Annotated in this window: 13 protein-coding genes and 3 pseudogenes; 2 read left to right on the forward strand and 14 right to left on the reverse strand. The window is 50.9% G+C overall.

The annotated features are described in order from the left end of the window. Positions 1–877 precede the first annotated feature (877 nt). The 4 genes from IPJ88_09915 to IPJ88_09930 all read right to left on the reverse strand — a co-directional run bounded on the left by IPJ88_09915 (position 878) and on the right by IPJ88_09930 (position 6720). Positions 878–2554 carry a DUF1552 domain-containing protein gene (locus tag IPJ88_09915; protein QQR88573.1) on the reverse strand — a complete coding sequence of 559 codons (1677 nt, stop codon included), beginning with the start codon at positions 2552–2554 and terminating at the stop codon, positions 878–880. A 1-nt stretch (position 2555) separates the two neighbouring features. Further along, positions 2556–3938 carry a DUF1592 domain-containing protein gene (locus IPJ88_09920; protein QQR88574.1) on the reverse strand — a complete coding sequence of 461 codons (1383 nt, stop codon included), beginning with the start codon at positions 3936–3938 and terminating at the stop codon, positions 2556–2558. Between the two features lie 16 nt (positions 3939–3954). Continuing rightward, the gene (locus tag IPJ88_09925) at positions 3955–4260 is read right to left on the reverse strand and encodes a hypothetical protein (GenBank protein ID QQR88575.1); all 306 of its coding nucleotides are present in this window, start codon (positions 4258–4260) and stop codon (positions 3955–3957) included. Positions 4261–4344: 84 nt separating this feature from the next. Further along, on the reverse strand, positions 4345–6720 hold the full coding sequence (locus tag IPJ88_09930; GenBank protein QQR88576.1) for a hypothetical protein: 2376 nt from the start codon (positions 6718–6720) through the stop codon (positions 4345–4347). Positions 6721–7210: 490 nt separating this feature from the next. On the opposite strand from IPJ88_09930, the gene IPJ88_09935 reads away from it, so the two are divergent. Beyond that, positions 7211–7987 carry a hypothetical protein gene (locus tag IPJ88_09935; protein ID QQR88577.1) on the forward strand — a complete coding sequence of 259 codons (777 nt, stop codon included), beginning with the start codon at positions 7211–7213 and terminating at the stop codon, positions 7985–7987. 10 nt (positions 7988–7997) lie between these two features. Here IPJ88_09935 and IPJ88_09940 read toward each other — a convergent pair whose 3' ends face one another. Next, positions 7998–9722, reverse strand: a complete 1725-nt coding sequence (locus IPJ88_09940) for an OPT/YSL family transporter (protein ID QQR88578.1) — start codon at positions 9720–9722, stop codon at positions 7998–8000. 198 nt (positions 9723–9920) lie between these two features. Here IPJ88_09940 and IPJ88_09945 point away from each other — a divergent pair, with 198 nt between their 5' ends. Further along, complete coding sequence (locus tag IPJ88_09945; GenBank protein QQR88579.1) at positions 9921–10313, forward strand: methylglyoxal synthase; 393 nt, start codon at positions 9921–9923, stop codon at positions 10311–10313. A 30-nt stretch (positions 10314–10343) separates the two neighbouring features. Here the strand turns inward: IPJ88_09945 and IPJ88_09950 are convergent, their stop codons facing one another. The 9 genes and pseudogenes from IPJ88_09950 to ilvB all read right to left on the reverse strand — a co-directional run bounded on the left by IPJ88_09950 (position 10344) and on the right by ilvB (position 20919). Continuing rightward, positions 10344–10991, reverse strand: a complete 648-nt coding sequence (locus tag IPJ88_09950) for an HAD-IA family hydrolase (protein QQR88580.1) — start codon at positions 10989–10991, stop codon at positions 10344–10346. A 123-nt stretch (positions 10992–11114) separates the two neighbouring features. Then, a pseudogene (gene leuB, locus IPJ88_09955) lies at positions 11115–12185 on the reverse strand (3-isopropylmalate dehydrogenase). 33 nt (positions 12186–12218) lie between these two features. Then, positions 12219–13787: a citramalate synthase gene (locus tag IPJ88_09960; protein ID QQR88581.1), complete on the reverse strand. Its 1569-nt coding sequence runs from the start codon at positions 13785–13787 to the stop codon at positions 12219–12221. A 4-nt stretch (positions 13788–13791) separates the two neighbouring features. Beyond that, a pseudogene (gene leuD / locus IPJ88_09965) lies at positions 13792–14371 on the reverse strand (3-isopropylmalate dehydratase small subunit). 26 nt (positions 14372–14397) lie between these two features. Continuing rightward, positions 14398–15798 (reverse strand): 3-isopropylmalate dehydratase large subunit, encoded by a 1401-nt coding sequence (leuC, locus tag IPJ88_09970; protein ID QQR88582.1) that lies wholly within the window; start codon positions 15796–15798, stop codon positions 14398–14400. A 65-nt stretch (positions 15799–15863) separates the two neighbouring features. Next, positions 15864–17510, reverse strand: a complete 1647-nt coding sequence (locus tag IPJ88_09975) for a 2-isopropylmalate synthase (protein QQR88583.1) — start codon at positions 17508–17510, stop codon at positions 15864–15866. 2 nt (positions 17511–17512) lie between these two features. Next, positions 17513–18524 (reverse strand): annotated as a pseudogene (gene ilvC / locus IPJ88_09980) (ketol-acid reductoisomerase). 26 nt (positions 18525–18550) lie between these two features. After that, complete coding sequence (gene ilvN / locus IPJ88_09985) at positions 18551–19084, reverse strand: acetolactate synthase small subunit (protein QQR88584.1); 534 nt, start codon at positions 19082–19084, stop codon at positions 18551–18553. Further along, positions 19081–20919: a biosynthetic-type acetolactate synthase large subunit gene (ilvB, locus tag IPJ88_09990; protein ID QQR88585.1), complete on the reverse strand. Its 1839-nt coding sequence runs from the start codon at positions 20917–20919 to the stop codon at positions 19081–19083. Before ilvB ends, ilvN begins: the two co-directional genes overlap by 4 nt. Between the last annotated feature and the right edge of the window lie 312 nt (positions 20920–21231).

Raw genomic sequence — 21231 nt, forward strand, 5'->3', positions numbered from 1 at the left:
GCCAGCTGCCGGCAAATCGACGCGTCGTATTTTTATGACGCTCTTAGCTGTTGTCGTACTGCTTTCGATGTGGATTTCGAACACCGCAACTGCCGCTTTGCTGATTCCTATAACGATGGGGCTAGTGAATGCCATTGAAGAGCATGAGCAAAATGCTGCGCTCAAAGAGCGAGCAGTGCTTTCGGTGGCCTATGCTTGTTCGATTGGCGGACTTGGCACACCGGTTGGTAGCCCGCCAAATCTCATCACCATGGAGTTTTTAAAACAAGCTGGATTTGCCTTGGATTTTCTGGGATGGATCAAAGTTGCCTTGCCAACCGCGCTTGCTCTTCTTGCGGTGCTCTACTGGTACAGGCGTCCAAAACTGATTGTGTTGGGAGACTTTAAATTGCGCAAGGTCGAGCTTGGCCCTTGGAGCCGAGGCGAGAAGATCACGGCGCTTAGTTTGAGCTTGGCTATCATTGGTTGGATGTTGCCCTCGGCTTTTAAACTGGCAGGTTCAAGTATCGCGGCAGAGCTTGAGCACAATCTTCCTCCAGGGGTAGTCGCCATGTTGGCGACGATTCCTTTGTTTGCCGTATTCGATCCTAAGCACAAAGAGGTCGTCTTGCCGTGGAAAGAGGCAACCAAAATTGATTGGGGCATCATCATGCTTTTTGGCGGGGGACTTTCGCTTGGTAAGCAGATGATGGATACAGGATTTGCTGAAGTGCTTGGGCAGGGTTTGCTTCAGGCGACGGGCTTTACCAACCTTTGGCTTTTGGTGTGCTGCTTTGCTTTGTTTACAACTTTCTTCACTGAAGTCTGTTCCAACATGGCATCGGCTAGCATGCTTGTGCCTTTGGCGATCAGTGTGTGCAAGCAGCTTAATTTGCCCTTAGCGCCAGTGGTGCTGGCCGTTGGCATCAGTGCAAGTTGTGCGTTTATGTTGCCTATTGCGACAGGTCCTAACGCCATTGCTTACGGTACAGGTGTGCTCAACATGAAAACAATGATTCGTTCCGGTTTTGTTTTGAATCTCGTGTGTACAGCGGTAATCGTCCTGATGTTGCATCTTTTGTGTAAGCTCTATGGCTGGGCTTAATGGGACGAATACAAACGAGCTTGTGCGATCAGAGCACCAGCCAACCCAGATCGGACTGAAGAGTGTGTTGCCATATCCCTGGTCGCCTTGCTTGCCAATACCTTGCACATTTGAGCCCACTGATTTTGCTAAGGTGTACATGATGTCGGAGAGTTTCGCTTGGTTGTTTACATCGATAAACTGCCCAGTTTTGAGTGCTCCGCCGGCGCCGCCACCGACGATGGCGAAGTGGTTGCCAAGTTCGTGCGCTCCAGAATAGATGCTTTCAGAGGTGCAGAATACAGCCGTGTTGTCGAGAACCGTTCCAGCGCCTTCCGGAATCGCCGCAAGTTGCTTTAGGAAATAAGCATACTCTTCCATCACGTAGCGGGTCGTGTCACTGAGTTTTCCAGAGCCTGTATGGGTTAATCCGAGATGATGGGATTCGGTGACGCCTGAAACATCGCTCAGAACGGCGTTGGTCTGGGTGCCAATGAATTCAATGTTGAACACCCGTGTCAGATCACAGGCTATGGCAAGGGCGAGAAGATCGGCCATCGGACGATGGGCCTGACGTGGGCTTTGTCCTGTGCCGAACTCATCACCATCATTTATTTCAATGGGATTTTGAATCTCGGAACCCGAGACCGTGGGACGATCCGGACAACTGCAATCAGTGTTCGGATCGCGACGAAGCCTGCGTTCCAAAGCGTCAATCGCTTGCAAATGCTGCTCGATGCGTTGTTGGTCGTTGATGCTCACACGCTTTTGCAGGGCCTTGGCGTCTTGCAAAATCGCATCGACAACGAGCAGTTGCCGTTGTGCACGTTCATCCATGCTTGGTGTATTGCCCACGGGACTTGCTCCTGTGGTGCATCCGGCAAATAGCAAATCAAATAGGTTTCGTGGATCAGAATGCAAGGAGATAAAATTTCCATTGGCGGTGAAGGCGGATTTTCCAGCATGTCCGCCAAAGGAGCATTGCGCGCCCACAAAGTCTTCGCCGTAAGTTGAACGATAGCCACGCGCTCGGAAATCTTCTGCGATCACCTGATCAATGGAAGCTGCGTTGGCTACGCCCTGGCCAAGTCGATTTCCAGGGTTTCCTGTTCCTGATAGAGCTACAGTGTGATGGATGTTGTGACTCACACCAGGATCACCACTGTAGGTAGTTGATAGGCGCGATAGAATATTTACTTTGTCTTTAATAGCTGGATCAGCAAGAGGCTCGGTTTGATAACGTGGAGTCCAGTTGCTCCCTGTTGTGCTTGGGAAAAACTCATTGATGCTTGAGGTGTTGGGTTGATAGACGCCGCCTCCAAAGTACCAGACGCCAAAGCGCAGGATCGATGTGCCATCGCCATAGGCTGTGCCGTGCACGTTAAACATCGCTTCAAGGGGAGGAAGGGCTACTGCAATGGCTGCTCCGCCGCACAGACCTCGCAACAGGGTGCGCCTTGAGATATGTGTTTTGTTCTTGCGTGCTGCCATTCTATTCTCCTGCTCGCTGCCCGAGTAAAAAGGCTTGCGATACAAGCAGTTCCTCGAGCAAAGGACGGATTTGTCCGGTGGATAAAAACCCTTCCCATTGCGCAGGAAGAACTTCGCTTAGTTCCCAGTCGGTTTCGGTGTGACCCACTACACCGCGGAACAGGTGACGTGCGACGCACGCGGCCGCTTCGTCACGCTCGGAAAGCAAATCGGCAATCTGTTCTGGTCCGTCCACTGGCACCTCGGGGGCATCGCCGATAGCGGGGAAGGCGCCGGAAATGTCAATCAAGCCGTTGCTATCATTGGGCTCAAGTGCGCCAATGCCGTCAAATGCACCAAAGGCATACCCCACCGGATCAAATCTTGAATGGCAACCGACACAACTTGGCTCGGAGATGTGAAGTTCACGCAATTCGCGTTCACTTAGTCCTTGGTTTGCTGCATCTTCGCGAGCCGCAGCCAATTGGGGTGCGAGATTGGAGGGCGGTGGAGGAACCACGCCGCAAAGTATTTTTTCAAACACGAAGAAGCCTCGCAAAGTTGAAGAGGGATGGTCGGTATCGCCTAGGCGTGCAAGAACACCTGCACGACTTAGAATTCCTTTACGCTCCGGCTCTGCTACCTGCATTTCCATAAAGGTTGCCGTATCTGCTGGCCCCTCAAGTCCATACAAATTAGCCAGGCGACTATTGACGTAGACACGGTCGGTGTTGAACGCTGTCATAAAATTTTGATTGGCTGCACTGAAACGATCGAGTAACCACTGGAGCTCCGTTTTCATGTCGGCAAACAGAGCACTGCTTGCGGTCGGATAGACCTCGGTGTTTTTTACGATTTGATCGAGCTCACTGAGCATAAAGTATTCACTAAGTACGCGCATGATGCCTTGCTCGGCTTTGGGATCGTTTAGCAAGCGTTGAATGTGGGGGCGAAGGGTATCGGGGTTACTCAACTCGCCACGTTCGGCCGCGTCGAGAAGCTCGCTGTCGGGTGGTAAGTCCCATAGACCTAAACTCAAGCGAGAAGCGATTTCAAAATCGGTGAATCGGCGAAAGCCGGAAGGATCACTTTGCCCGTTTTCTTCGACATACATAAAATTCGGGCTCTGCAGAAAACCTGCCATCACGTAGGAGATGGCTTCGGCCGAGGAGCTTGTTGCGGCAAGGGTTTCGTAAAGAGTCTGATAGCGTGATGCTTCATCGGTGGACAGAGGTCTGCGCCATGCCATGCGCCCAAAGCGATTAATAAAGTGTTGCAAACATACGGTGTCAATCGCCCCAGGATCGCACCCTACAAGCACTGTTGCGCGTGCTTCATCAGCAAAGGCAAGCTCTACCGCATCAAAAGCCGTCGAACTCATGGTATCCATTTCAGATCCCGCCACTACGGCCTGGTAGGCATTAACAGCCGAAAAATCCGGAGCCGCCGATGGGTGTCGGCAACATACTCAGCAAATCGCTTTCCTCCGCTGAAAGCTGCAGCAGCACGGCTAACGCGCCGCGAATTTGATTGGGAGTGAGGAGGCGAAGATTCATTTCGCCGGGGCCTGGTCCGATCACGGTTCGTTCTTTGGATGAAGACGAACTCGAGTTATTGGTAGCGATGATCCCTGTGCAAGCAAAGAGTGCGACGCTTAACACAGCAATGCCTATTTCCCTTTTTCTCACCACGTAAAGAGGATTGCAAAGAGCGTACCAGAAACTCATGAGGAAATTATTCCAGTTTTCTGTGGATTGCTTCGGCCAATCAGAGCATGAGCCGTACCAGGAGCTTCGTAGGCGCCCATGGCTCTAGTATTCATCGGCTCCGATGTCATAAGCGCTGCCGCTTGGTCTACTTTCCCCCTCTATGTCGTCGATCAGCAGGGGTGTAAGATCCATCCCGTTGTCGATTGCCGTGGCGCCTGACTTCAGATGAAGGTCCTCCGAGCCAGGAGTAAGGTCGACAAAAGTTGAGGCAGAGCTAACCCCATGGAAGGTAGTCATTCCCGGCGCAGAATTGTCCGAGCTGATGTTATGATTTGAATTTCCCAGGGAAGCTTCAAAGGTACTATCGTACGAGTACGAGTTGTAAAAGAAAGCTTTGGCGCCCGAACCAACATCAAGAGCCGCCACGTTTTTGACGTAGATTGTCGATACTGAACCAGAACTCCACGCTTCACCGATGCAACCATAAACAGTGGGCTGATCGTCAGCTTGTACGCACTGATACAGAGTAGTGTTTTGAACTTCAAGCGAGCATCCGAGGCAGCTGTCGTGAAGAATTCCAGCGCGTGCGATGTTGTATACCAATGAGTTTTGAACGGTGACGGTAATACTGTTGGTGTTCTCAAGGCCGATGCCGTTTGCATCGGAGTTGCTTTGTGCGCCGTGTCCGTCATCGTGCACTATCAAATGATGGAGCAGGATTTGATCGCCGCCCGGACCGATGTTGATGGCGTCATAACTGCCTGCTGAGTTTGTGGACCACCCGGTTATTTCTAGCCAGGAAATACGCAGGTAAGGGTCTTTGGCCTGGATGGCGTGTCCAGGAGTTGCTGGTGAAAGTATTGAACCACTTCCCGCAAAACCGTTGTGTTTTGCAACTTCGGCTGAGGTGAGCTCCATATAATAGGAAGCACTGGTGGTGGAGCCGTCAATCCTAACATTTTCGGTGAATGGAGCGTCGTTGTACATGACGCCCACTTCAATGCGTGTTTCGCTAACAAGATTGCCTTGACGCGCACTTTCCCATGCGTTGATCGCAATAAAAGCACGCTCAAAACGATAACTTACCGCCGAGTGAGTGCTTGATGCGATCGATTGCAGCGTGACTTGTGTGGTGGATTGCCGGTCAAGGACGTAAATAGTCTCTTCGCCAGCGCCGCCCGGATCAAGGACCAGTCGATCCCCTCGTCCTACATTGAGGGGAAGGGATGCTCCCGCTGCAAAGCTAACAGCGTTGCTACCAGCTGTGACTGATGCAGTGCCAATGGCGTAGAGGGTTCCTGAATTTCTGCCGATAGAAAAATAGTTAATGTTTGAGCCGGAACAAATGTTTGCGTCGCATATCCCGCTGGTACAGTCTGAGCCCGTGTTGCAACTCTGGCCGTTAATACAACTGCTACACAAACTACCACCGCAATCGATATCTGTTTCGTCTTGGTTTAGCGTACCATCGGAACATGACGGTGCTTGGCAAACGTTGGCAGTGCAAACGGACGAGCTACAGTCCACGCCGGAGATGCAACTCTGACCAGTTGTACAAGCCCCACATAAACTACCGCCGCAGTCGATATCTGTTTCATCTTGGTTTTGTACACCATCGGAGCAGGAAGACGTCTGGCAGATGTTCGTGATGCAGACTCCACTGTTGCAATCACTGCCTATAGAACAACCGGCTCCGTCTGAACAACTGGCGCACGAGCTACCGCCGCAATCGATGTCTGTTTCGTCTTGATTTAGTGCGGTATCAGAGCAAGAGGGTGCTTGGCAAGTGTTGCCGGTGCAAACCTTTGAACTGCAGTCGCTGCTGGTCGAGCAGTTTTGTCCGTTGTTGCAGTTCGAACACGAGCTACCGCCGCAATCGATGTCTGTTTCGTCTTGATTTAGTGCGGCATCAGAGCAAGAGGGTGCTTGGCAAGTGTTGCCGGTGCAAACCTTTGAACTGCAGTCGCTGCTGGTCGAGCAGTTTTGTCCGCTGTTGCAGCTCGAACACAAGCTACCACCGCAATCGATGTCTGTTTCGTCTTGGTTTTGTACACCATCGGAGCAGGAAGGTGTCTGACAGACCTTAGCCACACACACATTCGAACTGCAATCGCCGTCGAGGAGGCATCCATTACCATTTGCGCAACGATTGCAGAGACTTCCTCCGCAATCGGTATCGCTTTCATCTTGACTTAGGATGCCATCTGAACAGGAAAGGTCAAGGCAGACGCCGAGTGCGCAGTTGTTGGTGCTGCAGTCACTGCTAACAAGGCAAGTGTTTCCTGAAGGACAGGGTTCGCATTGGATCCCGCCGCAATCAATATCGCTTTCGTCTTGATTTTGTATTCCGTCTGAGCACAGGTTCTGTGGCGTGCCAATCTCGCCGGTATCGCCTAGCTCGCTTGCAACAGGATCGTATCCGAAACGGCCACAACCGACGGCAGTCCATAATAGCAAATGGAGCAAGCAACGCATCATTCAATTATAGCATAAATTTATGTTTTCAAGCCATTTAATTCCGTTTTATAAGTAAAATTACTGTATACATGTATTGTGTTGAAGGAGTATGAACGCGGGCTATTGTTAAAATGGAAAAACAATAGAATAGGCTTTTTTTGCTCGAGAGGTCTGCGGCAGCAACGTGTGGCGACCTTTTCACGTGTTTATATTCGAGCCTTACGTTGCCTTAGTCTCTCGAGCTCAAATCTCAGTTTAGGGCACGACGGGGAATAGTGTTTAGGCTCTATCCTACCGATCAAGGAGTATTATTGTGCGTGGCTTTGAAAGGGATGTTGGTAGTCGCGAAGCGGAAGTGCGCCAGCAAGATTTCTCAGAGTATGCGTTATGTCGATGCTTGTAAGATGGACCGAAGGGTGAAGGAGGGAACGCCGATTGGATAGTCAGGTAGACGGATCGTTCTAAAAGCGTTGTTTTGACAATTGTGTAGGCCGGGTATAGATGAAAAGTCATGCGTTTATGGGTAATGGTTCTTGCTTTGATGGTTGCATGTGCTCATGAGAGTTCGAACCAGAGTCGGTCCTATCGGAATACGAACCCAAGCACGCGGCAAACGCAACAAGCAGTCCAAAACTCCGGGGATCCTAAAAGACCACCCCAGCGCTGGATTGACACTGAAGAGTTGCTTGCTGAGCATCCGCGTCATCCGCTTGTTCATGGTTTTCCCGCTCACACCAAAGAAGGTTTTGTGATTGCAGATGAGTTTTCTGAGGGGAGGGTGCTGCAAGAGCACGATCTCATTTTGCAAGTGCTTAGTAGCGAAGGTCAGGTCCGTGATGAATTTATCATCCTTAGTGAAGATGAGTATAAGGAACATCATAACGATCCAAGTTTTCGAACCCGAGTCGAACAGCGCGTAGCCGCTGCACTCGGTCGTATCAATGCACAACCCGATTCATTCCATTCCTTTTCGTTGCGAGCTGGAAAAAACAAGAAAATCGACGGAGAAGCTAGCGATCTGACCTTGCACTACGACCCAGATACTCTTTCTGTAAAGGTGAGCCAAGCTAATACGGGTCGTTCGATTCATCGAAAATTGAAGTTTGAAACGGCCCAGCCTTCTGGTGAGAATCTGTGCCAAGCGGTGGACCCGATGTTAGCGGGAGCTTGGGCTTCACGTTTGCGAGATTTTATCGTGCTTCGCATCCGTTTTTCAGGCAAGGTGGACACCTGCCGTCAGCCAGGAGACCGTTTTGAGGTGCTTCAGCTCAGCCATGGAACAGAGTAGCGCCGTGGCGCTATTGAAAACTTAGGACACCAAGCATTGCATCGACTATGCCAACGAGACTTTCTCCGGCAATGAGACCCGCTGCAATAACCAAAACAAAACGAGTGGACCATGTTTTTGCGTATTTGAAAGTAAGTGCAGCAAGCATAGCTCCCAAAAACATCGAAATGCTGTTCCAAGCGGGCAAAACAAAAGCCAACCCCATACTTGCCGCGCTTGGTATATAGTTTAGAGCAGCTGAACTCATGCGGTTCTCTGCTAAAGCTAAGAGCAATCCTACGAATGCAGCAACGCCCATTGCGGTTGTGCTATGAGGCGGAAGGTGCTGCCAGCCATGCATGAAAACTTCTGCTACGGCCTTCCACGTAGCAACTGCCGGTGCTGGCCACTGAGGCGTTAGTAGAAGCTTTTTTGGATCGGGCAGAAGCATTGTGTAAACGACGGATCCAACAACTGAACCCGCAACTACTCCTAAGAGTTGCCCAACGCCTTGGACTTCTGGTTTTGCTTTTAGAATATATCCTGCTTTTAGGTCATGCATCATGTCCGCGCATTGACTTGCTGCTCCGCCGGTCACGTTTGCAGCCATGAGGTTGTTGGTGGGATTTGAAGGGGAAATCACAGCAAAAGACATTTGGGTGATTTTGCCCATCGCGCCGATTGGCGTGATGCCGGTTTCGCCAGCGACACGCGCAGCGACGACAGCAAGCACAAGGGTTAGTACAACAGCACACAATGCTTCAAATATTCCAATATCGAAGAAAGTGATTTGCAGCGCGACAACAAAAAGACAGGCCAAAAGCGACAATGCAATGAAAGGTTTCTGATGGCTTATGTTTCTCTCAGAAGAAAGAGTTAATGATTTACGTTTTGTTTTTAGAAGTCCCGGAAGTTGCAAGGCGAACGACATCAATGAGGCAACTACCATTAGGGTGACCCCAGGCCATAAAAGCCATTCCAATCCCGTAGCAAACAAAGAAACTTCGGGTGTTGCTTGCGGTATCGACACCCAACCTTGAGCGATAACCCATGGAAGTAGAATGCCCCAAGCTACAATGGCGCCAAGCAAGAGCGAAACCCCAGCCCGTGGGCCAATAATGGCTCCAAAACCGAGCATCAACAAGGAAGGATCAAGGGCGAACCCTAGTTTGCTGAAGGATAGAGTAGACGATGCTTTCGTTGTTGCGGGTATGGAAACATGCAACGCGCCTGGTATGCCAAATTTAGCAAGGCCGTGACTAAAACTATCGAAGATTTTAAGCGATGCGGCGACTACCCCGGCTGTGAGCAGTGCTTGAATGCGACGGCTTGCCTCTTTGCCTTTTTCATAAATGTTTTGCAGGGTCTCAGCGGTGGCGATTCCTGAGGGGAAAGAAAGTTCCGCAACTAAATAAGGGCGGAGAAACAAGCCCACTACGACTCCCAACAAGCTTACGGACAAAACCCAGAGCATCAGTTGCCATAGAGCGAGGCTCTGATTGGTAATCAGTGTGAGTGCTGGGATGGGTGCGACAAGACCCGCTCCCGCAATCGATGCCGCGGCTGATGCAGTGGTTTGGTTGAGATTGTTTTCTAGAATGCCCCAGGAGGATGCTAACTTTACACGATGAAGGCCTTGCCACCATCCGTAGCTCAACAAAGCTGCGGTGATTGACATGTTGAAGGACCAGCCTATTTTAAGCCCAGCGTAGATATTGCAAGGGCACAGCAATGCACCTAGGAGCATACCTGTCACAATTGCGCGGAAACTGAGTTCTTTAGCGGATTTCAGGCTTTCGATCTGTGGATCAATAACAACTCAAACTAGGAATTTTTTTCACAAAATTCAAGATGTATTTCTGTTTGAGGTCTCGATCATATCTTACGTTTTCTTTTCCTTTAAAAGAAGCAATCAACGCTTGATACTTGCGATAAATTTTCATCAACTTGGCTTATGCAATTCCAAAAAACCTCCACATCCAAAACATTGGCGCTCATTGCGCATGACAACAAAAAAGCCGACATGGTTGCATTTGCCATGGAGCACGCAAACACTTTGAAGAAGTATCAGTTGGTTGGAACAGGAACCACCGGAAAGCTACTCCAAGAGAAATGTGATCTTGATGTCACTTTGTTTTTATCTGGCCCAGTTGGGGGCGATGCGCAGATAGCTGCGATGGTTGCTGAGGGTAAGATTAAAGCCGTGTTTTTCTTCATTGATCCGCTAGGAAAACATCCTCATGATCCAGACATTCAAGGCTTGATGCGCATCTGCAACGTTCACGACGTTCCTCTCGCCACAAATGCAGCAACTGCCAAGTACATTATCTCGAATCATGCCCTTTGATTGCTGAAGGGTTTATCCGACACTGGATGTCTAGAGGAATGCGCAAAGATCGGTGAGTGTTTCAAGTGGATGCGTTGGCGATTCTGCGAGCAATGTTGCTCGAGGATTCGGTCCCCAGAGTGCGGCGGCACTTGCTAGGCCACCGCGCTTCGCGCTTTGTAGATCGAATACGGCATCGCCTACATATACCGTTTGTTCTGGCGCTACGCCAAGACGTTTGCAGGCCAAATGCAGCGGTGCAGGGTGAGGCTTGTGCTTTGTGGTGTCTTCAGCAAAGACCATGGTATCCAGGTGTTGCGATAGGCCATGTTGTTTGATCGACATCATGGCTGAATCACAATGCTTGGATGTTACGATCCCGCAGTGCTTGACGCGTGAGCGAATCTGAGCGAGTGCATCGAGAGTGCCCCCGTAGAGCTGCATTTCAGGAATGAGTTTTTGATTGTGCGTGCGATAGTGTTGTGTCATCAAAAGGGCAGTGTCCGGATTCCCAGAAATCTCCAGCATTTGTTGCATGAGTGGACGTCCCAAACGTGCCGTGATTGCAGCTTCATCGAGTGCATGATCCGGTAAAAAAGTATCAAGCGTGTGGAGAAAGGATTCGATGATCTTCGGTATGGAATAAAGCAGTGTTCCGTCAAGATCGAAAAGCACCGCACGGTAACTCACTTCGCACATTGGGGTCACTCTCCTGGTGTTTTTAGGCTTTTAAAACAGGTCAATTTTTATACATTCCTGGGAGTTCTTCAGAAGAGAAAGTTCAGGATTGCAACCCTTTCGGCCGTAAAAAAAAGAGTTAAATTAGGAGGAAAGTGACCCCAAGATTTTATCGGCCATGGCTTGGGTGCTCAGTGGTGAGTTTTGGCTAAGGTCTGCTGTACGGGCGCCACTGGCGATGACATGGCTTACGGCCTGCTCGATGCTTATTGCTTATTTTTCCAAACCTAAGCTATGGCGCAAGAGCATCGCCGCGCTGAGAATGGTGCCAACGGGATTCGCAATGCCTTTGCCTGCAATATCGGGGGCTGAGCCGTGAATGGGTTCATAAAGTCCACGACTGCCTTCGCCAAGGGATGCGCTCGGTAGCATGCCTAGCGATCCGGTTAACACAGCAGCTTCATCTGAAAGAATGTCGCCAAACATGTTTTCGGTCACAAGTACATCAAAGTCTTTTGCTGAGGTGACAAGACGCATGGCAGCCGAGTCGACCAACTGATGCTCCAGTTCAATCTCGGGGTAATCTTTACCGACTTCAGTGGCCACACTACGCCATAAACGTGAGGACTCAAGTACATTGGCTTTATCGACTGAAGTGACTTTCTTCCGGCGGCCTTTGGCGATGTTAAAGGCAAGCTGTACGATGCGTTTGATTTCTTTAGTGGTGTAAACCATCGTATCCAAGGCGCGTTCACCGTCGGTGCGAGCTTCACGAAGGCGTGGCTCGCCGAAGTAAATGCCGCCTGTGAGTTCGCGTACCACCATCATATCAACGCCTTCCAAGCGCTCAGCTTTAAGCGGTGACGATGCGGCAAGTTCGGGGAAAATCTTCACAGGTCGGAGGTTAGCGAATAAATCAAGGCCTTTGCGAATGCCAAGCAAGCCTTGCTCGGGTCTTACCTTGGCTTTGGGATTGTCCCACTTGGGGCCACCCACAGCGCCGAGTAAAATCGCATCGGCTTTTTTCGCGCTGGCCAAAGTATCAGCGGGTAGAGCTTCTCCGGTTTCGTCGATAGCGATGCCGCCAATCAGTTTGCTTTCAAAGATGAATTCATGTCCAAACTTGGATGCAACCGCTTCAAGAATTTTTTTAGCTTCTCGAACGATTTCTGGGCCGATGCCATCCCCTGGAAGAAGAATAATAGTTGCTTTCATGAAGGTGCCTCTACTGCGGTGTCTTGTGTTTTGTTAGTGCCCTGAAGCGTTTAAAAGGCCGTACTCTATACCATCAACAAGAGCTCTTAGCGAGGCTTGGATAATATTTCCTGATGCGCCCACGGTGCTCCAAGTTTCATTGCTGTTGCTGCTGTCGATGAGCACTCTGACGCTGGACGAGGTACCATCGGTGCTATCAAGAATACGTACCTTGTAGTCGGATAAGCGAATATTTTCGATCTCAGGTAACCACGAGCCAAGCGCTTTACGCAAAGCAGCATCCAATGCTGCGACCGGTCCATCACCGTCTGCAATGGCATGTTCGATGTGATCTCCGATGGCTACTTTGACAGTCGCTTCAGCGTAAGTGTCGATGCCTTGGCGCTTGCCCACTTTGACTTCGTAGTCCATGACTTTGAACGGGGCTTTGTAGGCGGGTAGTCGACGTTGCAGAAGCAAGGCGACAGAAGCTTCGGCCGCTTCAAAAGAAAAGCCGGCTGCTTCGCATTCCTTGATGTGTTTTAGCACTTCAATTTCAATGCCAGGGTCCACATCAAGACCGTGCTCTTCGGCCCTGCTTAGTACGTTGCCGCGGCCTGAAAGCTCGCTTACGACGGTACGCATTTCATTGCCGACCACGGATGGATCAATGTGCTGATACGAATCGGCGCTGCGGCGCATGGCGGCCACATGCACTCCGCCTTTGTGAGCAAAGGCACTGCGACCGACATAAGGCAAATGGTCATTGAATGGTAGGTTGGCAAGTTGGGTGACAAAGCGAGAAACTTCGTGAAGCTCTTTTAATTTGCCTTCAGGTAGACATTTGAAAGCCATTTTTAGTTCAAGATCGCCGATCACGGAAATCAAGTTGGCGTTGCCGCACCGTTCTCCATAACCGTTGATAGTGCCTTGAACATGGCTTGCGCCGCCTCGGATTGCAGCAATACTGTTGGCCACAGCGCAATCGGTATCGTTGTGAGCGTGAATGCCTACCGGGTGCTTGAGTTCCTTGCGAACATGAGCGGTGATGGTTTCAATGTCCCAAGGTAAGCTTCCGCCGTTGGTATCGCAGAGCACTAAGACCTCAGCCCCGCCACGTTTGGCTGCCTTCAGCGTTTCAAGGGCATAGCTTGCATCGGTGCGATAGCCATCAAAAAAATGCTCCGCATCATAGACGACGCGCTTGCCTTGTGCTTTTAGGTAAGCTGCACTTTCTTCGATTAACTGTAGATTGATGTCAGGCGTGGTGCGCAATACCTCGGTGACGTGCAACACCCAGCTTTTTCCAAACAAAGTGCAAACCGGCGTCTGGGCCTGAATCAATGTATTGAGGCTGACGTCATCTTCAACAGTGCAAGTGACGCGCCGAGTTGAACCAAAAGCTGTGATGGCAGCATGCTTCCACTGGATGTCTTTGGCTCGCTCGAAGAACTCGGCATCTTTTGGATTTGAACCCGGCCAGCCGCCCTCGATGAAAGCAACCCCGAGTGCATCAAGACGCTGAGCAATGCGAATTTTATCCTGGCACGAATAGGAAATGCCTTCGCTCTGGGTGCCATCCCGTAGGGTGGTATCATAGATGTCGATGTGTTTGGCCACCATGGTGTTATGCTTGCTCGTATGCCGCAATCTTGTTTTCAAATCCGAGAATGTACTCAAGCTGATCGATACCTTGCAGCAAACAATATTTGCTGAAGTCATCGATAGGGAAGCTCTGCTTTGAGCCATCAGGCAGCGTGAGTGTTTGTGATGCGAGATCAATACTTACTGTGGTTCTTGGATCGCTTTTGATCGCTGCAAGCAAAGACTGCTGGGTTTTCGTGTCTACTTCAATGGGAAGAAGACCGTTTTTCAGTGCGTTGTTTTTAAAGATGTCCGCAAAGGAAATTGCAATCACGGCACGCAGGCCCCAGCCCACAAGGGCCCATGGAGCATGTTCCCGTGAGGAGCCCGACCCAAAGTTCTGGCCTGCGACTAGGACCTGAGCGCCCTGGCTTTGTGGAAAGTTGAGCGGAAATTCTGGATTGGGACTTCCGTCTTCAAGGTAGCGCCAGTCGCAAAAGAGTTGTTTTCCGAGCCCTTGTTTATCCGTTACTTTAAAAACGCGCCGGGATAATTTGGTCGGTGTCGATATTGTCGCTAGGAATGGCGACCATGTGTGAGGTTAGTGTGCTAAAGCTTGCCATGTGTTTTCCTTTAATAAGTTTGGAGTCTAAACGAGGGTTCGAGGATCGGTGACGCAGCCTTTGATGGCTGATGCTACGGCAGTCAGTGGAGAAGCGAGAAAGGTACGACCACCTTTGCCTTGCCGTCCTTCAAAGTTGCGGTTGCTGGTGCTCACTGCATACTGCCCCGGTTTGAGTTGATCGCCATTCATCGCGATGCACATGGAGCAGCCTGGGTTGCGCCATTCGGCTCCAGCTTCGGTAAAGATTTTATCAAGGCCTTCGGCTTCAGCTTGCTCTTTGATGCTTTGAGAGCCAGGCACTACTAGTGTTTGCACTTGCGCTGAGACCTTGCGTCCTTTGAGCATGCCTGCCGCAGCACGAAGATCGGATATGCGTGAATTGGTGCATGAACCAATAAACACCACATCGATTTTGTTTCCAGCAAGAGCTTTGCCTGCTTCGATGCCCATGTAGCTAAGCGCTTTTTTGAAGTTTGCTTGATCCGATGGATCCGAGAAACTCTCGACTGAAGGAATGGCTTCGTTTATGCCAACGCCCATGCCCGGGTTGGTTCCGTAAGTAATCATGGGCTCAAGTTTCGATGCATCAATAGTGATTGATTTATCAAAGACTGCTCCATCATCGCTTGGAAGTTTACGCCACTCAGCAACCGCCTTATCCCAGGCGGCACCTTTCGGAGCACGCTCGCGTCCAGCTAGGTACTCAAAAGTGGTGTCGTCTGGCGCGATTAGACCTGCACGAGCCCCAGCCTCAATGCTCATGTTGCATACGGTCATGCGCGCTTCCATGTCCAAGGCCCGTATTGCATCACCGCGGTACTCAAGCACATACCCTGTGCCGCCACCTGTGCCGATTTTTGCACAAAGAGCCAAGATAATATCTTTAGCGCCTACTCCAGGCGAAAGTTTCCCATCGACCCGCACTTCAAAGGTTTTGGCTTTGCGCTGTAGCAAGCACTGTGTTGCAAGCACATGCTCGACTTCGCTTGTGCCGATACCAAAAGCAAGTGAGCCGAAAGCACCATGCGTTGAGGTGTGACTATCGCCGCAGACGATGGTCATGCCTGGCTGGGTTAGACCCATCTCCGGTCCAATCACGTGCACGATACCGTTTTTAGGGTCATCAAGCCCCTCAAGTTCAATGCCAAACTCTTTGCAGTTATCGCGCAGCTTTTGCATCTGCGCTTGCGCTTGCGTATCAAGCACACGAAGCTTTTTTGGCACAGTGGGTGTGGAATGATCCATGGTCGCAAAGGTTCGATCGGGACGCCGCACCTTTAAGCCTCGCCCACGCAGACCGTCAAAAGCCTGTGGTGAAGTCACTTCGTGAATCAAATGCAGATCAATATAAAGGATGGCTGGTCTGCCAGCTTCTTCTGCGACAATGTGTTTATTCCAGATTTTTTCGAAAAGTGTTTTGGGCATGTTCCTGCTAAGTGTTAAGGGGTTGGGGGTTATGTGCAGCATGTGCTGCTACACAAGAAATGGTTTTACGAGGACGCCTTTGCGACCTTGACTGTTTTGTTTTTAATCCGATTGGGCTCAAGATGAGAAAGCAGACGGTTGAGCGCTGACAGGTATGCTTTAGCACTGGCCACCAAGATGTCCGGGTCGGCTCCATGGCCGTAGAAAATCTGCTGGCCACGACCATGTTGTGGGCTCTTTGCTTTTTTGGCTTGTGTGCTGCGAATGCGGACGCTTACCTCGCCAAGTGCGTCGATACCTTCGGTCACAGCGTGCACGGAGTACTCAAGCAAATCGCTTGGCGCTTTTACTACGTCATCAATGGCTTTGAACAATGCATCAATGGGACCACTGCCTACCGAGGCTTGGGTGTGTACTTGTCCGTCTGCGCCTTTAAGGCGAATGGTCGCTGTAGGCAGACCTTCAAGTGCAGAGCTCACTTGCAGCCGATCAATACTGAAGAATTCCTGGGCGGGTCTGAACTCGATGCTCGCAAGTGCGACCAAGTCCGCGTCAGTTACGCTCTTTTTCTTATCGGCTAGACGTTTAAATTCAGCAAAGACTTTGTCGAGCTGCTCACCTTCCAACGAATAACCAAGTTCTTGAAGGCGCACCGCAAAAGCATGTCTCCCAGAGTGCTTCCCCAATACAAGTTGGGTTTGCGTAGCTCCCACGGTCTCAGGTCGCATGATTTCGTAGGTCTCTTCATGCTTAAGCATACCGTCTTGATGGATGCCCGCTTCATGAGCAAACGCGTTCGCGCCAACGATTGCTTTGTTGGGTTGAACAACCATGCCTGTGGTCTTGCTGACCAAACGACTGGCACGTGTAAGCTGTGTGGTATCGATGCCTGTCTCAAGGCCAATCGCATTTTTGCGCGTATGAAGCGCCATCACGATTTCTTCGAGCGAGGTGTTTCCTGCGCGCTCGCCAATGCCGTTGACAGCGACTTCAACTTGTCGTGCTCCGGCATTGATGCCAGCTAGCGAGTTGGCTGTCGCAAGGCCCAAATCGTTGTGGCAATGCACGGAGACAGTGGTGTTTTCGATGCCTTTGACTTTGGTGAAGATATCCGCAATGCGCACACCGAACTCGCTCGGAAGGGTGTAGCCTACGGTGTCCGGAATATTGAGCGTGCTAGCTCCTGCGGCAATGGCAACTTCCAGCACTTCGTGCATGAACTCGGGCTCGGTTCGCCCGGCATCTTCCGGACTGAATTCCACATCCTTACATAAAGACGCTGCGTAGCGCACCATTTCATCGACGCGCTTAAGCACTTCTTCTTTGCTCATACGCAATTTGTGCTCACGGTGAATGGGCGAGGTCGCTATGAAGGTATGAATGCGCGGGTGCATGGCTGCTTTCACAGCTTCCCAAGCTTGATCGATATCCTTGCTTTGCGCGCGAGCTAAGCCGCAAATCGTAGGCGGAGCCTTTGATGGACGTCCTTCAATGCGTTGTGTTCCCACGGATTCTGCAATGGCCCGAACTGCTGCAAGATCATCGGGCGATGCTGCGGGAAACCCAGCTTCGATCACATCCACGCCGAGTCTTGAGATTGTGCGTGCAATCTCAAGCTTCTCTGTGGAAGTCATGCTGGCTCCGGGGGACTGTTCCCCATCCCGTAGCGTCGTATCAAAGATCTTTACATAGTTCGGGCTATCACTGCTCATGCTTAGTCTCCTGCTTTGATTTTCACTGGATCGACAAAAGGCATCATGTCGCGCAACTTGGCGCCGACTTTTTCGATTTGCATCTTGTTCGTCACGTTGTTTTTTCTTGTAGTTGGGCCGGCCCGCTTCGTTTTCAGCAATCCAGTCCTTGGCGAACTTGCCGGATTGGATGTCCCCCAAGATGGCTTTCATTGCGGCTTTGGTTTGATCGGTGATCACACGAGGGCCAGAGACATAGTCGCCTTGCTCAGCGGTATCGCTGATGGAGTAGCGCATGTAGTTCAAGCCTCCGCGGTACATTAAATCAACAATCAGCTTGAGCTCATGAAGGCATTCAAAATAGGCAATTTCAGGTTGGTAGCCCGCGTCAACCAAGGTCTGAAAGCCTGCTTTAACAAGTTCAGCCGTTCCGCCGCAAAGTACGGCCTGCTCACCAAACAAGTCCGTTTCGGTTTCTTCCGTAAAGGTCGTGGTGAGCACCCCTGCACGTCCACCACCAATGGCCGAAGCGTAGGAGAGCGCAAGTGCATCCGCTTTGCCACTCGCATCTTGATGCACGGCAAGCAAGCAAGGCACGCCGCCGCCTTCTTGATAGGTCTCACGCACGCGATGGCCAGGCCCCTTGGGCGCAATCATACTGACGTCCACGTTTTTCGGCGGCTCGATTTCATCGTAGCGAATGTTAAAACCGTGAGCAAACATGAGCGTCTTGCCTTCTTTAAGGCTCGGTTCGATGTGTTCTTTGTAAATCGCCTTTTGCGAGGTGTCGGGGGTTAGAATCATGATCACGTCTGCTTCTGCAGCAGCATCGCGAACGTTTTTCACCGTAAGACCGTCGGCCTGAGCTTTTGCTTTTGAGCGACTGCCATCGTGTAAACCAATGCGCACGTCCACGCCGCTTTCTTTTAGATTTAGGGCATGTGCGTGGCCTTGGGAGCCGTAACCGATCACGGCTACTTTTTTACCTTTGATAAGTGCCAAATCGGCGTCTTTGTCGTAACGAATCTCAACCATGTGTAACGTTTCCTTTCCAAAAATTTTTATGCTGCTCGAATTTTTCCAAGATTCAATTTGGGCACAGAAATCTCTGCACCCCGTTTCATTGAAATCGCGCCTGTTTGCACGATCTCAGCTACGCCAAAAGGCTGTAGCACCGTAACGAAGCCTTCGATTTTTTCGAGGGCGCCGGTAATCTCCACGATCAGAGCCTCCGGTGCAATATCCACCACGTGAGCCCTAAAAACATTGCAAATTTCAAGCGCTTGAGCCCGTTTTTCGGGCTTCATTACAAGCTTGATAAGGGCTAGGTGCCTAGTGACTGAGGGTGTTTCGGTGATGTCCTCGACGCTAAGCACGTTGACCATTTTGTATAGATTGGCAGAAAAGCGCTGCGCCATGTCGGAATCGGATTCGACGACAATCGTCATGCGTGAGACTCCGGGCTCGTGCGTGCGGCCAACATTCAGAGAGACAATGTTGTAAGCGCGGCGCCTGAAGAGCGATGCAACGCGGTTTAGTACGCCGGGTTTATCTTCGACATACACAACAAAGGTGCGAGATTCTTTTTGGGTCATTCTTCGTCCTCACCGGTTTCATAAATGGGATTGTGTTTTGCTTTTTCTTTTTTAGGGGGAGGGTTGCTTTCAGGTCGACGGATCATGTCGTGCAAATCGGCGCCAGAGGGCACCATCGGATAAACGCTGTCTTCTTGCTCCACCCGAAAATCAATCAGCACGGTGCCTTCTGTTTTACGCGCTTGCTCGATGGCATTTTGAACATCGGCACGCTTGGTGACGCGTAAGCCAGTAAGCCCATGTGCATCGGCAAGTTTGACAAAATCAGGGCTTAGCATCGGCGTTGCTGCATAACGGCCGCCGTAGAAAAACTCTTGCCACTGTCGCACCATGCCTAAAAAGCCGTTGTTGATGATCGCGATGTTGATCTTCACGCCTTCTTGTTTGCAAGTGCAAAGCTCAGAAGCCGTCATTTGAAAACCGCCGTCTCCTGCAATGACCCATATCTCATGGTCTGGCTGTGCGAAATAAGCCCCAATGGCCGCAGGCAAAGCAAAGCCCATGGTACCAAGTCCGCCGGAAGTAAGCAGTCTGCGTGCGTAGTCATGCTTGTAGTACTGCGCTTCCCACATCTGATGCTGTCCCACGTCCGTGACGACAATGGCTTTGCCTTCGGTGAAGCGCCACAAATCATTGATCACATGGGCTGCATAGAGTTTCCCTTCGTCGGGAAGCTGCTGGATGTCGCGTACAGCTGAATCGCCCTTGAGCTCATCGATGCGTGCATGCCAACCGCTAAGTGTTTGTTTTGTAGCGCGCGGAATCAGTTTTTTAAGTGTGGTGTACACATCGCCAACAAGCGGCACATCCACTTTGACGTTTTTGTTGATTTCAGCCTGATCAAGCTCAGCGTGAATCTTTTTCGCATTCGGTGCATAGTTTTTGATGTTGCCGGTAACGCGATCATCAAAACGCATGCCAAGAGCAATCAGCAAATCGGCTTCTTGAATGGCCTTGTTGACCCACGCTTCGCCGTGCATGCCCATCATGCCCAAGTTGCGCTTGTGGGTTGCAGGAAAGCCGCCCAAACCAAGCAAGGTGTTGGTGACTGGAATGTCGGTTTTATTGACGAACTCCAAGAGCAAATCGGTTGCGCCTGCCTGCACAACACCGTGTCCAGCTAGAATCACGGGGCGTTTGGCTTGGCCGATGAGTTTAAGGGCTTCTTCAAACACCTCGGGCAGAGGATCGTAGTTCGGCCGATAACCGGGCAGCACCACTTCTTCGTTACTCCATTCAAAGATAGCGTTGTTTTGTTGGGCATCTTTGGTGATGTCGACGACCACCGGGCCTGGGCGGCCATGGGTCGCCACATGAAAGGCTTCCTTAATAGTGGGAGCAATCTCCTCGGCACGCGTAACCAGGTAATTGTGTTTGGTCACTGGAAGCGTAACGCCGGTAATGTCGGTTTCTTGGAAGGCGTCGGTGCCAAGCAGGGTGGAAGGGACCTGACCGGTGATCGCGACCATGGGAATCGAGTCAAGCATGGCCGTTGCAAGTCCGGTCACAAGATTGGTTGCTCCAGGTCCTGAGGTGGCAATGCACACTCCGGTTCGACCCGATGCTCGGGTGTAACCATCGGCCATGTGTGAAGCACCCTGTTCATGACGAACCAGGACGTGTTTGATGTCGTACTTTAGCATCGCATCGTAGGCAGGCATGATGGCGCCGCCTGGATAACCGAACACCACCTCAACTCCCTGTTTCTTTAACGACTCCCAGATGATTTCCGCTCCGGTGAGTTCCTTGCCTTCGTTGTTTGGCTTTGCTTTGCTGCTCGGCGCACCAGCAGCACTCTTCGCCTCGGCTTTGTATTGTTTTACGCTGTGTGTCATGGTTATTTGTTCCGTTTTGCCTAAGAAAAAGCCCCTGCATCCGGGTGGATGAGGGGGCTGGGAAAGTGCCTACGCAGCACGAACTTAGCCAGCCCCCCCGCTAATGAGGAGAATGCCAAGGAGTACTACGACCAATTGCACAGAAAACACAGCACTATTCAGGCTTTTGCCGTGAATTTTGGTCTGTGTGCCTTCTGCTTTCATGATGTGGCTACTCTGATACGCAAAATCGATAAAGTCAAGCAACAAAGCTACACGATTGAGTCCGTATAAAGTCCCCCAAATTTGTGTGTTTCTAATGCAAACGCGGTG

Source organism: Myxococcales bacterium, assembly GCA_016699535.1.
GTDB lineage: Bacteria > Myxococcota_A > Polyangia > Polyangiales.

Excerpts from the sequence above, each read along its gene's own strand:
- IPJ88_09915 (QQR88573.1), bottom strand. The coding sequence starts at position 2,554 with ATGGCAGCACGCAAGAACAAAACACATATCTCAAGGCGCACCCTGTTG.
- IPJ88_09975 (QQR88583.1), bottom strand. The coding sequence starts at position 17,510 with ATGAGCAGTGATAGCCCGAACTATGTAAAGATCTTTGATACGACGCTA.
- IPJ88_09925 (QQR88575.1), bottom strand. The coding sequence starts at position 4,260 with ATGAGTTTCTGGTACGCTCTTTGCAATCCTCTTTACGTGGTGAGAAAA.
- ilvB (QQR88585.1), bottom strand. The coding sequence starts at position 20,919 with ATGACACACAGCGTAAAACAATACAAAGCCGAGGCGAAGAGTGCTGCT.
- IPJ88_09950 (QQR88580.1), bottom strand. The coding sequence starts at position 10,991 with ATGTGCGAAGTGAGTTACCGTGCGGTGCTTTTCGATCTTGACGGAACA.
- IPJ88_09960 (QQR88581.1), bottom strand. The coding sequence starts at position 13,787 with ATGGTGGCCAAACACATCGACATCTATGATACCACCCTACGGGATGGC.
- IPJ88_09935 (QQR88577.1), top strand. The coding sequence starts at position 7,211 with ATGCGTTTATGGGTAATGGTTCTTGCTTTGATGGTTGCATGTGCTCAT.
- ilvN (QQR88584.1), bottom strand. The coding sequence starts at position 19,084 with ATGACCCAAAAAGAATCTCGCACCTTTGTTGTGTATGTCGAAGATAAA.
- IPJ88_09945 (QQR88579.1), top strand. The coding sequence starts at position 9,921 with ATGCAATTCCAAAAAACCTCCACATCCAAAACATTGGCGCTCATTGCG.
- IPJ88_09930 (QQR88576.1), bottom strand. The coding sequence starts at position 6,720 with ATGATGCGTTGCTTGCTCCATTTGCTATTATGGACTGCCGTCGGTTGT.
- leuC (QQR88582.1), bottom strand. The coding sequence starts at position 15,798 with ATGCCCAAAACACTTTTCGAAAAAATCTGGAATAAACACATTGTCGCA.